Source organism: Actinophytocola glycyrrhizae, from assembly GCF_042653545.1.
Lineage (GTDB): Bacteria > Actinomycetota > Actinomycetes > Mycobacteriales > Pseudonocardiaceae > Actinophytocola > Actinophytocola glycyrrhizae.
Map to the genome: position 1 here is coordinate 118,471 of NZ_JBHSIS010000002.1, position 13,535 is coordinate 132,005.

Consider the following 13,535-nt stretch of genomic DNA (forward strand, 5'->3'; position numbering starts at 1 on the left):
TTCATTACTCATAACCCCGGTTCCGATTTACATAACCACAGCCTAGGTCGGCTACAGAACCCAGCTTTTGTAGCTAAGCTGTCGGGGTGACGACAGGAGAGTTGACTCAGCCGCTCGACGGGCCGTGGCCAGGCGTCGACAGGCCAGCGGAGTTGCTGACGCGGATCGCGGAATGGCTCGGCGGCTACGGGAACCGCGCCACGAGACGCACCTACGCGGAAGGACTCGGCCTGCCCGTGACCGCGGTCGACATCCGCGACTGGCTCACCGACCCGGAACGCGACGACTGGGCCGTGGCCATCACCCGGTACGCGGCGGTCGTGGGCGCGACCCCGGACCGGCCCGCCGCCCGGCACACCCCGCCGCCCGCGCCCCGCGGCCGGTTCCGGCACCTGCACTGGTTCCGCTGGTGCGCCACCCACGGCGTCGACCCGCGCGCCGCGACCTCGACACACGTCAAGACCTGGATCGACGCCCTCACCACCGCGGACGCCGCACCGGCCACCCGCGACCGCATGCTCGCGACCGTCAAGGCCCTCTACACCCACCTCGCCGACACCGGCCTCGCGGCGGGCAACCCGGCCGCGCTCAACCGCCGCCGCCTCGGCCTGTCCGCCCCGTCGACCAGCGGCACCGTCGTCCTCACCACCGACCAGGTCCGCGCGCTCTACACGGCGGCGAGCACCCCGCGGCGGGGCGCCGGCGCCCTCGACACGGCACGCGCGACCGCCGTCGTCGCCCTGTTCACGCTGGGCCTGCGGGTCAGCGAACTGTGCGCCCTCGACCGCGGCGACCTGCACGTGACCCGCGGCCGTCGCGCGCTGCGGGTCCACGGCAAGGGCGGCAAGACCCGGGTCGTCTACCTGCACCGGGCCGCGGAACAGGCCCTGACCGGCTACCTGCGCGAACGCGACGCCGACGCGGGCACCGCCCCGGCCCGCCGGGGCGCACCGATCGACTCACCGCTCCTGGTCACCAGAACCGGTCACCGCTTCCGCCGCCAGGCCGTGTGGCAACTGCTGCGCCGCCTGTCCGCCGACACCCCGCTGCACCCGCACGCCCTGCGGCACTTCTACGTCACCACCGCCGTCGAGGCGGGCGCCCAGCTCGTCCACGTGCAGGCCGACGTGGGCCACACCAGCATCGACACGACCGAACAGGTGTACAACAACGCCGCCCGCGACCCGTCCCGCAGCGCCGTCGACCTGGTCGGCGACGCCCTGGAACTCGGCACGGCACACCAAACCGACAGCAGTGCGGTTTGATGGAAGAGATGGCTCAGGGCGAAGCGGGCACGACGTGGGACCGGACCGTGCTCGGTCCCACGTCACTGCCGGTCGTCGTCGCGAGCCGCGACGGCGTCGTCGTCGAGGTCAACGACAGGTGCCGGGAGCTCCTCCCGGACACCGCCGTCGGCACGCGGCTGGCGGACACCGTCCCCTCCTGGCTGCTCGACGCCCACGACCACATGTACGCGGGCGCCGAGGACGTGGCAGTCGGCCGGCTCGGTGATCGCAGCGTCGCGGCGCACCCCGTGCGGCACGGCGACGACATCGCGTGGTGGCTCGTCGACACCACCGCAGAGGAGGCGCTGCGGCTCGAACGCAGGCGCACCGAGTTCCTGGCCACCGCGTCGTCCGCGCTGCTCGCCTCGCGCAACCCCGGCCGCTGCATGGAGACGACCGCGCACCTCGCCGCCACCTACCTCGCCGACGCGGCGATGGTGATCGCACCGCGCGACCACGGCTGGTACCCGACGGTGTCCTGTGTGCGCTACGGGCAGCCGGTGCACGAACGGCGTGCGATGGCCCCGGCGGCCATGCCGGGACTCGGCGAGGCGCTTCAGGCTTTCCCGCCCATGCCGTCGCTCTGGATCGACCCGGCCGCCGCACCGGACTGGCTGCTGCCCGCGGATTTCGGCGCGGTCGGCTCGCTGATGGTGACACCGCTGCCTGGCCACGGGGTGTCCGTCGGCGCGCTCGTACTGCTGCGACGCTCCCCGGACGCGGCGTTCAGCGCCGACGACGACCTGCTCGCCCGGCTGTTCGCGGCCAGGGCCGGGGTCGCCATGGCCGTGGCACATGTCTACGCGGAACAGGACGCGATCACCGAGGTCCTGATGCGCGACCTGCTGCCGCCCACCCTGCGGGAGGTCGGTGGCGTCGAGTTCGCGGGCCAGTACCGGGCCGCGCTGGACACCGACCGTGTCGGTGGCGACTTCTACGATGTGCACCCCGCCGACGACGAGCACCCCGCGAGCCTCGCCATCCTCGGGGACGTGTGCGGCAAGGGCCTGGAGGCCGCCGCGCTGACCGGCAAGGTCCGCACCACGGTGCGCGCGCTGCTGCCGATGGCCGACGACCACCAGCGCGTGCTCCACCTGCTCAACAACGCGCTGCTGACCGCCGGCAGCACCCGGTTCGTGACGCTCGTGCTGGCCTCGGCCGTGCGGGACGGCGCGACGGTGCGGCTGCGGTTGACCGCGGCCGGGCACCCGCCACCACTGGTCGTGCGGGTGAACGGCGACGTCGAGGAGGTCGACACCAGGGGCAAGCTCGTCGGCGTGCTGCCGACGATGCGGTCGACGACGGCAACGGTGACACTGGCGGCCGGGGACACCTGCCTGCTCTACACCGACGGCATCACCGAGGTGCGCGGCGGACCGCTCGGCAAGGAGATGTTCGGGGAGGAGCGGTTGCGGGCGGCCCTCGCGGAATGTGGCGGCCTGCCCGCGGAGGCGACCGCCGAGCGCGTCCAGATGCTGGCGATGCAGTGGGCAGGGCCCCGGCAGCACGACGACATGGCGGTCCTCGCGATCTCCGCGCCGCGCAGCGGTCGCCCGAGCACCGTCGGGGGGCACGGACCAGGGCGGTGCACGACATGAACAGCACCCGGACGCACACCGGCGGGACGGAGCAGGCCAAGTACGCCGGCCTGCTGTGGGACGCTGTCATCGCCGCCGACGAGCACACCGCACACGACGTCGTGCACGCGGCGCTGGACGCTGGGGTCAGCGCCGAGTCCGTGCTGCTCGACGTCATCGGCGCCGTGCAGCGCCGGATCGGTGCCGAGTGGGCGGCCGCACACATCTCCGTCGCGCAGGAGCACGCGGCCACCGCGATCAACGAACGCGTCATCGCGGCACTGCCCGCCCGCACCGGCGGTACTTCCGTCGTGCACGACCGGATCACGGTCACCTGCGTGGACGGCGAGTGGCACTCGCTGCCCGCCCGGCTGCTCGCCGAAACCCTGACGCTGCGCGGGTTCGCCGTCGACTACCTCGGCGCTCAGGTCCCGTTGCCACGCCTCATCACGCACCTGCATCGCACCGCCCCGGACACGGTGGCACTGTCCAGCTCGATCCCGGTGCGGCTGCCCACCGCCCACGCCACCATCACCGCCTGCCAGGCGGCCGGTGTGCCGGTGATCGCAGGTGGCGCCGCCTTCGGCGTGGACGGCCGCTACGCGCGGCTGCTCGGCGCGCAGGCATGGGCACCGGATGCCAGGGCCGCGGCGGACCGGCTGGCCGAGGCGCCGCTTCCCCGGCCGGTCGGCGCGCCCCAGCCCGTCGACCTCCTGCCGCACCTCGCCGACCAGGAGTACTCGATGGTCGCCCGGTCGGCGACCGCGCTCGTGGCCGCCGTGTACGAGGGCCTCGCCGAAAGCCTGCCCTCGATGGCTGACTACACCGAGCTGGAACGCGAGCACACCGCGGCGGACCTCGCCCACATCGTCGACTTCCTCGCCACGGCGCTGTACGTGGGCGACGACGACCTGTTCACCGGATTCCTGAGCTGGACCGTGGGCATCCTCGCAGCGCGCGGCGTGCCCACGCACGCACTGCGCGCCGGGCTCGACCTGCTCGCGGCCGAGCTGCGTGACTTCCCCAGAGCCAGTGGGCTGCTCGCCGCCGGGGCCGCGCACCTGGAACGGCTAGGCGCATGACCCGGGAGCTGTGCGGGTAGCGGTCAGGGTGTGCACAGCGGTGGCTGGCACAACATGCCGCTCAGCGCGGTGTAGAAGATCTCCGGGAGCGCGGTCGGGTCGGGGGCGGTGAACGCGCGGCCGCCGGTCGCGGTGGTCATGGTGGTCAGTTCGTCCAGTGAGGCGTCCGGGCCGATGCCGATCGCGATCATGGGCAGTGGGCGGCGCGGGTCCTGCAGGGCACGCAGGTCGGCGAGCAGTGTCTCCAGGTCGATGCCGTCGGCGTCCTCGTTGCGGCCGTCGGTCATCACCACCACCACGTTGAGCCTGCCCGGTTCCCACTGTTCGCGGGCCGTGCGGTAGATCGCCGCCGTGCTGTCGTACAGGCCGGTCGCGCCGTCGGGGATGGCGCGGACCGCGCGCAGGCGGTCGAGCGCACCGGTTTCCCGGTGTTCGGCGACCGTGCGCATCGGGAGCAGTTCCTCGTGGTCGCGGTCGCCGTCCAGGTTCGTCGAGAACAGCGTCACGCCGACCTTGGTGGTGGGCTTGACGATGCCGAAACCCGCCTCGGTGGCCGCCACCGTCACCCCCATCCGGTCGAGGCCGGTACCGGGAACCGACTGCGCCATCGAGCCGGAGACGTCCATGAGGATGCTGAGCCTGCCGCTGAGGTTGATCGCCGCCCACTGGTTCAGCATCTCGTCGGCGACGTCGGTGTCCGGCACGGCGACCGCGCTGTCCGGTGCCCGCAGGTGGTTCGCGGTCAGGGACGGCTTCGTGTCGGGGTCCAGGAGCACGGCGAGCAGCCGCTGCGCGAGGTCGCGTTCCGCCGACCTGGGCATGACCGTGTACGGGTAGTCCAGTGCCGGCACCGGCACGTCGGCGGGCACCGCGACCAGCGCGGCTCCGTCGTGGGTCAGCAAGTCGTGCTCCGAGAGCGGGAACGCGGCCAGCCGGTCGAACACGCCGTCACCGGATCGCACCGTGTGCTGCGAGAGCCCGCGCAGCACCATCGTCGCGGACGGCAGCGCGCGGACGCCGAGCAGCGCGGACAGGCCGACCGGGTCCTGTACCGGGTCGGGCAGGCCGGCACGCACGTCCGGCACCAGCACACGGGCCCACGTCAGTGGCGCGCCGAGCCGGTCCGCGACGGGTTTCGTCACGCCGAGCACCACCGGCGACGAGGCGACCGACGTGCCACCGACCGGCAGCTCCCACGCCCGCCGCGCCTGCGTGCGCTGCAGCCACACCGTCGACTCGGGTATCCACACGTCGGGCTGGCGGGCCCGGGGTTCGGCGAGCGCGTCGGCGGTCGCCGAAGACTCCTGGGGCGTCACCAGCACGCGGGCGCACGCGTCACCCATCCGGTCGGCCGCCGCCTCGACCACGGGTGCGATCTCCGGGCTGGCCGTGACCCGCAGTGTGCGCGTGCAGTCGGCGCTGGAGAAGTCGACGTGCGGGTAGCCGATCCACAACGCGACGGTCAGCACGAGCAGCGTGCCGAGCACTACCGGCGGCCGGCGGAGCATGCGCGGGACAGTAACCGCCTCCCCGGATTCAGGTGTTGTTCTGCCGCACAAACCCTTCTGTGCCCAGTGCCAAAGGCTCCCCGGCTATGGTCGCGCCACAACTGCCGCAGGAGAACCGAGTGGACTTCGACCAGGTACGCCGGGACTGGACCACGCTCGGCGCGCGTGACCCGCTGTGGGCCGTGAGCGTGTCCGCCGACAAACGTGGCGGCCGCTGGGAGGTCGACGAGTTCCTGGAGCTGGGCCGCCGGGACGTGGCCACGGCCCGCGCATGGCTCGCGGACCTCGGGCTGCCGACGACGTGGGAGCGGGTGCTGGACTTCGGGTGCGGCGCGGGCCGGCTGTCGCAGGCACTCGCCGAGCACGCCGACGAGGTGGTCGGCGTCGACGTCTCCGCGCCGATGCTGGACACCGCGCGGGCGCTGGACCGCAGTGGCGGGCGGTGCCGGTTCGTGCTGAACGAGGCGCCGGACCTGCACGTGTTCCCGAGCGGCAGCTTCGACCTGGTCTACTCCGAACTGGTGCTGCAGCACCTGCCGCGCCGGGTGGTGGCGGACTACCTCGCCGAGTTCGTGCGGGTGCTGCGACCGGGCGCGATCGCGCTCGTGCAGTGCACCGTCCGGCCGCTGTGGACCATGAAGGGCGTGGTGTGGCGGCTCGCGCCCGGCAGGCTCGTCCGGCTGTTGCAGCGCGCGGTGCTCGGCTACCCGGCGCCCATGCTGATGACGCCGGTGCCCCCGGCGTGGCTGCGGACGGTCGTCGAGGCACACGGCGGGGTCGTGGTCGACAGCGCCACCACGCCGCAACCGGAGACGCACTGGGTGTCCGCCAGGTACGTGCTGCACAAGCCGGCCGGAGCGACCCGAGATCAGGACTGACACCATCCTCCGCTCTCCCACCACGTGGATCGTCGCCGGGCTGACGCTGCTGTCGTTCCTCCAGCTGCCCGGCCGCACCACGTTCGACACGAAGCTCGACCTGGTCGTCGACCCGATCGGGTTCCTCGACCGGGCACTGCACCTGTGGAACCCGGCCTCGACCGGCGGCGAGCTGCAGAACCAGGCGTACGGCTACCTGTTCCCGATGGGCCCGTTCTTCGTCGCGGGCGACGTCCTTGGCTTGTCGCCGTGGGTGACGCAGCGCCTGTGGTGCGCGCTGATGCTGGCGCTGGCCTACACCGGCGCGCTGATGCTGGCCCGTGCGCTGCGGATCGGTTCGGGTCCCACCCGGCACGTCGGCGCCCTCGCGTACGCGCTCGCACCGAGGATGCTCACGGAGATCGGTCCGGTGTCCGCCGAGGTGCTGGCCGCGGTGATGCTGCCGTGGGTGCTGCTCCCACTGGTGCGGGTCAAGGAGCTGGGTGCACGGCGGGCGGCGGCGCTGTCCGGGGTGGCCGTGCTGTGCATGGGCGGGGTGAACGCCGCCGTGGTCGTGATGGCCATGGTCCTGCCCGGGCTGTGGCTCGCGACCAGGAGGTGGTCGTGGGCGCACGCGAGGTTCGTCGCCTGGTGGTCCGGCGCGGTCGCGGCCGCTGTCCTGTGGTGGGTCCCGCCGCTGCTGCTGCTGGGCCGGTACAGCCTGCCCTTCGTCGACTACGTCGAGTCGGCCACGAACACGACCACACCGACCTCCCTGTTCCAGGTGCTGCGCGGCACGAACCAGTGGGTTGCCTACATCGTGCAGGGCACACCGTGGTGGCCGTCGGGCTTCCTGCTGGTGGACAACCCGGTGCTGATGCTCGCGACCGGTCTGCTGGCGGCGGTGGCGCTCGCCGGGCTGGCCAGGTCCGGCCTGCCCGAACGGCACTTCCTGACCCTCGGCGTGGTCACCGGCGCCGTGCTGCTGACGATCGGGTACGTCGGCGCGCTCGACAGCCCGCTTTCGGAGGTGGTGCGCGGGCTGCTGGACGGACCACTCGCGCCGCTGCGCAACGTGCACAAGTTCGAGCCTGGCCTGCGGTTGCCGCTCGCGCTGGCGCTGACCCACGCGATCACCGCGCGGCGGCGGGCACCCGCACGGTCGCCGGCACGGCCGTTCCCGGCGATCGAGCGCCGGTTCGCGGCCGGGACGCTGCTCGTGCTGGTGGCCGCCGCGCCCGCCTGGCTGCTCACGCTGCGACCGGGGCCGGGCTGGGACGAGATCCCCGGCTACTGGCGCGAGGCGAGCGCGTGGCTGGCCGAGCAGGACGCCTCGGCCCGCACGCTGCTGGTGCCGGGCACCGGCTTCGCCGAGTACTCCTGGGGCCGGCCGGTCGACGAGCCGATGCAGCCGCTGGCGCGTGCGCCGTGGTCGGTGCGCAGCCAGAGCCCGCTCGGCTCGGAGGGCAACACGCGGGTGATGGACGCGGTCGAGGACGCGCTCGCGGGCGGCCGCGGCGCGCCCGGCCTCGCCGACTTCCTCGCCCGGTCCGGGCACCGGTTCCTGTTGCTGCGCAACGACATCGAACGGGAGGATGTGCCGCCCGCCGCGGTGCTGCGTGCGGCACTGGACCGGTCTCCCGGCCTGTCGCGGGTCGCCGGGTTCGGTCCACGGGTGCGGCTGCCGGGTGTCGACGCCGGGCTCGGCGCCGTGCCGTCCCTTGAGGTGTACCGGGTGGACCGGGACGTGCCCATGGCCGTGGCGGTCGCGACCGGCGACCTCGCCACGGTGAGCGGTGGCCCGGAGTCGCTGCTGCAACTGCTCGACGCCGGACTGCTCGACCCGGACCGGCCCACCGTGCTCGCCGGGGACGGCGGCGCGCGGGCGGCAGCGGACTGGTACGTCACCGACGGGCTGCGGAACCGGGAACGCAACGTCGGCCGGATGCGCGACAACCTCGGCCAGACCCTGACCGCCGACGAGCAGCCGAGACAGGACCGGCCAGCACTCGACATCCTGCCGTTCGACGACCAGGTGCACCGGACGGTGGCGGCGTACCAGGGCGTGCGGGCGGTCACGGCGTCCTCGTCCGCGAGCTTCGCCGACTCGGTGCGCGGCACCGACCTGACCTCGATGCCCTACGCAGCGCTGGACGGCGACCCGTACACGGCGTGGCAGTCCTCCTCGCTCACCGGCCCGGCCGGGCAGTGGCTGGAGGTCACGCTCGACACGCCCCGGGTGCTGACCGAGGTGGGCCTGCGGGTCGTGGACGACCGGCGGGTCGGCTGGCCGGTCACCCGGGTGCGGATCACCACCGACGCGGGCTCGGTGGAACACGAGATCGCACGCGGTGCCCAAGACCAGCGGTTCCCGGTGGCGGCCGGGCTGACCGGCCGGGTGCGGGTGACCGTGGTGGCGATGGCGGCGAACCGGGACACCGGCAACGTGGGTGTCGCCGAGCTGACCGTGCCCGGGGTCGAGGCGCAGCGCGCCATGCGGGTGCCTGCCGACGTGCGCCCGGCCGACGGGCAGCGCACCACGTTCGCCTTCAGCAGGGGCCCGCAGCCGCGGTACGCGTGCCTGCGGCTCGCCGACGTGGTGCGCTGCGACGCGGGACTGACCCGCTTCGGTGAGGAACCCGTCGGCCTGCACCGCCTGTTCGCCACCACCGCCCGGACCACCTACGAGGTCGGCGGCACCGTGCTGCCCGCGGGCGGTGCCACGCCACCGCTCACGCTGCCCGGCGTGACGGTCTCGGCGTCCACCCAGCTCGCGGGCGACCCCGGTGCCGCGCCCCTCGGCGCGATCGACTCCGACCCCGCCACCTCGTGGATCGCCGACCAGACCGACCAGCGGCCGGTCCTGCGGCTGGCGTGGGACCGCCCACGCGAGATCCGTGGCCTGCGGCTGGTCACGACCGGGGGCACCGGCGCGAGCGCACCCTCGGAGGTGCAGCTGACCTCCCCGGCGGGCATGGTGCGGCGCACGGTCGGGCCGGATGGCGCGGTCGAGTTCGCGGGCAGCGCGGACTGGCTCGAGATCGCGGTGATCCGCGTCGCGTCGGGGGCGACGGGGCCACCGGGGATCAGCACGGTCGAGGTCGAGGGCGTGCCGTTCCCCGCGATCGGCCCGGACACGCCGGTGCGGGTGCCGTGCGGCTCGGGCCCCGGCTTGCGGGTGGATGGGCGCGACTACGACACCGCGGTGTCCGGCACGGTCGCCGACGTCCGCGAGCACCGGGCGCTGCCGCTGCTCACCTGCCCGGATCTCGCCGAGGGGCTGGACCTGGCGCCGGGTGACCACGAGCTGCGCACGACGCGGACGAACGACTTCGTGGTGCAGGACCTGTGGTTGCGGCCCTCGGGTGCGCCCGGGGTGCGGCCAGCGGAACGAGCCGTCACGGTGGAGTCGTGGGCCGCGGCGCACCGGGAGCTGCGGATCGCCGACGGGCCCGCTGCGGTGCTCGCGGTGCGGGAGAACGCCAACGACGGGTGGGTCGCGAAAGCGGACGGGCAGGTCCTCGCCAGTACCAGGGTCGACGGCTGGCAGCAGGCATGGCTCGTGCCGCCCGGTGCGACGACGGTCGTCCTGGAGTTCACGCCGGACGCGACGTACCGGACGCGGCTGCTGCTCGGCGCGGTGGCCGCGGTGGTGCTGGTCGTCGCCGCGGTCGTGCCGGGGCGACGCGGGCCGGGACCTTCGGCCAGGCCCGCGCGGGGCAGGTGGGTGCCGTGGGTGCTGGCCGTGCTCCTGGTGGTGCTGGGCGGCATGGCGGGGCTGGTCGCGCTGCTGGCCTGTCTGTTCCTGCGCAGCCTCGTGCCGCGCCACCGGCGGGCGGTGTCGATGGGCCTCGCGTTCGGCGGGATGACGAGCGCGACGGTGATCAGCGTGACCGGACGGCTGCTGGAGCACGGGCAGGACTGGGCGTACGGCACGGCGGCGCAGGCGTCGGTGCTGGTGGCGCTCGCAGCCGTGGTGTCGGTGCGGGTCAGGTGGTTCGACCGTGCCTAGGTGGTCGGCGCCGGAAGTCCTTCGTGGGTATCGGCGGATCCAGGTTTTCGCTGGGCGTGCGGCCGGAAGGCCCTCGTACTGGTTGTACTTGGGCCTTCCGGCCGTGCGTCCAGCGGGAAGCTGGGCCGTCGAGACCCCTGGAGGACTTCCGGCGCCGACCACGAAGCTCCACGAGCGCACCCGCGGCGACGAGCGCCCCGGTGGTGATCGCGGCCGCCCCGACGACCTGGCCTGGCGAGTCGTTCAGCCAGCCCAGCACCAGGCCGGTCTCGACCGCGACCGCGAGCCAGGTGAGCAGCGTCGCGCGGCGGTCGCCGTCCGCGATCCGCGCGAACAGCAGGATGTGCGCCAGTGCGAGGAACGCCCCGTTGACCGCGAAGGGCCACAACGAAAGCCCGCTGTCCACATACGACCGCCCGCCCACGAGCGCGAGCAACCCGGGCCCGAACAGGGCGGCGGCGAGGACGACCGTGCCACTCAGTGCCGCGCACACCGCGAGCCCGGCCGTCATGGCCTTCTTGCGGCCGGCACCGGTCAGCCGGGGCAGCACCAGCACGGCGACCGCGTGCGGCAACCAGTAGGCGATCTTCGCCAGGACCGCACCGACCGCGTACTGCCCCGACACGGCGGGCAGGACGTGCCGCGCGAGCACCAGGTCGAGGTTGACCAGCACCACCACGGCCAGCAGTGCCTGCGCCGCGTGCGCGGCCTCGGCCAGCCGGGCGGCGCGGAACCGGGCGGGCACCGGACGCCCGCACACCACCCAGCCGACGCACGTGGACACCGCGACCCCGGTCGCCACGCCCGCCATCGCGCCGCCGCTGGTGCCGGTCACGGCGAGGCCGGTGAGCGCACCGCCCACCCTTCCCGCCGCCTCACCGGCCACCAGCGCGCCGTACCGCGCGAACCGCTGCCGCCCCTGCAGCAGACCGAGCCACAGCCCGTTGACGGTGAGCGGTGCGACCGACACCGTCAGCCACACCAGCGCGCCGACGTCGGTCACGTGCAGCGCGTGCGCGACCAGCGGCATGGCGACCGCGGCCAGCGCGGTCATCCCCACGGCGACCGCGATCCCCAGGCCCGTCGACGGCCCGCGTGGCTCGCCGGGGTGTGCGGCGACCCGCAACGCCACCGCGGTCGCCATGCCCATCGCGGGCACCGTGCCGACCAGGAGCACCGCGAGCAGCGCGCTCAGCTCCCCGAACGCGAACGGCGCCAGCAGGCGCGCGGCGACGACGGTCAGCAGGTATCCGGACGCGTTGGACGTCATCACCCCGGCCGTCACGGCGAGCGCGTGCCACCCGGCGCGCTGCTGCACGGGCATCGCGCTCCTCCAGGTGCACCGGACGACAGTCCCCGCACTGTAACCGGGCTGCCGGACCGATGAAACCCTTGAATGCCAAGGAGTTCACGCTCCCTGCCGTGTCCGCCGCGCTCGCGCTGGCGGTGCTCGCGCCGGTCCTCACCCCGGGTTTCACCCTCGTCTACGACATGGTGTTCACCCCGGACCAGCCGCTGCTGCCCGACGCCGCCGGGCTCGGCACGGCACCGCCGCGCTCCGTGCCTGCGGACGCGGTCATGGCGGTGTTGACGTGGGTGCTGCCGGGGGACCTGGTGCAGAAGCTCGTGCTGCTGGCGGCGCTCACGCTGGGCGCGTGGGGTGCGGGCAGACTCGTCCCCGCCCGGTCGCTCGGCCCGCGGCTGGTCGCGGCCACCGCCTACGGGTGGACGCCGTTCGTCGCCGAGCGGCTGTTCATGGGCCACTGGCCCTACCTGCTCGCCTACGCCTGCCTGCCGTGGGTCGCCGCGGCCGGTCTCGCGTACCGGCGCGGCGAACCGAAGTCGTTGACCCGCCTGGTGTTGTGGTGCGTGCCCGCGGCGCTCACCCCGACCGGCGGGCTGCTCGCGGCGGGCACCGCGCTCGCGACCGGGGGGTGGCGGGTCCTGCCCGCGCTGGCGCTGCTCAACGCGCCGTGGTGGGTGCCCTCGGTGCTCCGGCCGGGTGCCGTGCTGTCCACACCGGATGCCGTGGACCTGTTCTCCGCGCGGGCCGAGAACTGGGGCGGCACCGTGGTTTCCGTGCTGGGCACGGGCGGCTTCTGGAACTCCGAGGTCACCCCGGTGAGCCGGGAACTGCCGGTCACGCCGGCGCTGACCCTGCTCGTCGTCGCGGTCGCCGCGGCCGGGTGGCCGGTGCTGGTGCGCAGGCTGCCCGCGGCGACCCGGCTGCTGTGGCTCGGCGCGGCGGGACTCGTGCTCGCGCTCGCCGCGCACCTGCCGTTCGGAGCGGCCGCGCTGCGGTGGCTGGTGAGCGAGGTGCCCGGTGCCGCACTCCTGCGGGACGCGCAGAAATGGGTGGCGTGGTGGGCGTTGCCGCTGGCACTCGGGTTCGCGCTCGCCGTGGAGGCCGCCCGCAGGCGTGCGGTCGTGGCCGTCGCGGTGCTGGTGCCGCTCGCCATGACTCCCGACCTCGCGTGGGGCGGGATGGGCAGGCTCGACGCCGTCCAGTACCCGCGCGACTGGGCGGTCGTGCACGACATCCTCGCCGCCGACCAACACCCGGGCGACGTGTTGTCCCTGCCGTTGGGTGCCTTCCGCCGGTTCGCGTGGAACGACGACCGCACGCAGCTGGACCCCGCGCCGCGCTACCTGCCGCGCACCACCGTCGTCGACGACACCGTGTACGTCGGCGGGCAGCCCGTTCCCGGTGAGGACACCCGCCTGCCCGCGATCCGGGACGCGTTGCGTGACCACGGTGACCTCGGTGACCTCGGCATCGGCTGGGTGCTGGTCGAGCACGGCACCCCCGGCCGGGTCGACCCGGCCACGACCGACGGCCTCGTTCCGGTGCACCGTGGACCGTGGCTCGACCTGTACCGCGTGCCGGGTCCCCTCGGCGCGCCACCCGAGTCGGGGCCGCCGCGCGGGCCCGTGCTCGCCGCGGCTGCCGCGGCCCTGCTGTTCGTGGCCGGATGCCTGTTGTGGCAAGTGATACCGGCCGGTAGATTCACCCGCAACCGACGTCGAGGAGTCACACCGTGAGCAGGATCATCGCCGCACTGGTCGCCGTCGTGGCGGGCGTCGCGCTGGCCGTCGGGGGCACCGCCACCCTGGTCAGCCTCGCGAGCCCGGACCGCGACGTCGACCTCCAGAACGCTCCGGCCGGCAACGGTGTCGACGGCGGCGTCGTCGACTACGGCAACAAGTAGCCAG

The 13,535-nt window shown here is 73.9% G+C and carries 9 protein-coding genes; 7 read left to right on the forward strand and 2 right to left on the reverse strand.

Annotated features, from left to right (window positions below):
• The first annotated feature begins 86 nt into the window (after positions 1 to 86).
• The 3 genes from ACFPCV_RS00585 to ACFPCV_RS00595 are packed head-to-tail and all read left to right on the forward strand — an operon-like array spanning position 87 to position 3,945.
• Entirely contained in the window at positions 87 to 1,265 is a 1,179-nt protein-coding gene (locus ACFPCV_RS00585; protein ID WP_378053267.1) for a tyrosine-type recombinase/integrase, read from the forward strand.
• 8 nt (positions 1,266 to 1,273) lie between these two features.
• Positions 1,274 to 2,884, forward strand: coding sequence for a PP2C family protein-serine/threonine phosphatase (locus ACFPCV_RS00590; protein ID WP_378053269.1), 1,611 nt, complete (start codon positions 1,274 to 1,276; stop codon positions 2,882 to 2,884).
• Positions 2,881 to 3,945, forward strand: a complete 1,065-nt coding sequence (locus ACFPCV_RS00595; RefSeq protein ID WP_378053271.1) for a cobalamin B12-binding domain-containing protein — start codon at positions 2,881 to 2,883, stop codon at positions 3,943 to 3,945. The genes ACFPCV_RS00590 and ACFPCV_RS00595 overlap by 4 nt, the downstream gene beginning before the upstream one ends.
• Before the next feature lie 23 nt (positions 3,946 to 3,968).
• Here the strand turns inward: ACFPCV_RS00595 and ACFPCV_RS00600 are convergent, their stop codons facing one another.
• Positions 3,969 to 5,453 carry a substrate-binding and VWA domain-containing protein gene (locus tag ACFPCV_RS00600; RefSeq protein ID WP_378053273.1) on the reverse strand — a complete coding sequence of 495 codons (1,485 nt, stop codon included), beginning with the start codon at positions 5,451 to 5,453 and terminating at the stop codon, positions 3,969 to 3,971.
• 119 nt (positions 5,454 to 5,572) lie between these two features.
• On the opposite strand from ACFPCV_RS00600, the gene ACFPCV_RS00605 reads away from it, so the two are divergent.
• Both ACFPCV_RS00605 and ACFPCV_RS00610 read left to right on the forward strand, forming a co-directional pair.
• Positions 5,573 to 6,331, forward strand: coding sequence for a class I SAM-dependent methyltransferase (locus tag ACFPCV_RS00605; protein WP_378053275.1), 759 nt, complete (start codon positions 5,573 to 5,575; stop codon positions 6,329 to 6,331).
• A gap of 46 nt (positions 6,332 to 6,377) precedes the next feature.
• Positions 6,378 to 10,322, forward strand: coding sequence for an alpha-(1->3)-arabinofuranosyltransferase (locus ACFPCV_RS00610; RefSeq protein ID WP_378054999.1), 3,945 nt, complete (start codon positions 6,378 to 6,380; stop codon positions 10,320 to 10,322).
• On the opposite strand, the gene ACFPCV_RS00615 is transcribed toward ACFPCV_RS00610, so the two are convergent.
• A complete protein-coding gene (locus ACFPCV_RS00615; RefSeq protein ID WP_378053277.1) occupies positions 10,300 to 11,646 on the reverse strand; it encodes a lipopolysaccharide biosynthesis protein in 1,347 nt (448 codons plus the stop codon). The genes ACFPCV_RS00610 and ACFPCV_RS00615 overlap by 23 nt on opposite strands.
• Before the next feature lie 59 nt (positions 11,647 to 11,705).
• Between ACFPCV_RS00615 and ACFPCV_RS00620 the strand changes: the two genes are divergently transcribed.
• Together ACFPCV_RS00620 and ACFPCV_RS00625 are read left to right on the forward strand one after the other, a co-directional pair.
• Entirely contained in the window at positions 11,706 to 13,364 is a 1,659-nt protein-coding gene (locus ACFPCV_RS00620; protein WP_378053279.1) for an MmpA family trehalose lipid delivery protein, read from the forward strand.
• Positions 13,361 to 13,531 (forward strand): hypothetical protein, encoded by a 171-nt coding sequence (locus tag ACFPCV_RS00625; RefSeq protein WP_378053281.1) that lies wholly within the window; start codon positions 13,361 to 13,363, stop codon positions 13,529 to 13,531. Before ACFPCV_RS00620 ends, ACFPCV_RS00625 begins: the two co-directional genes overlap by 4 nt.
• Positions 13,532 to 13,535 lie beyond the last annotated feature (4 nt).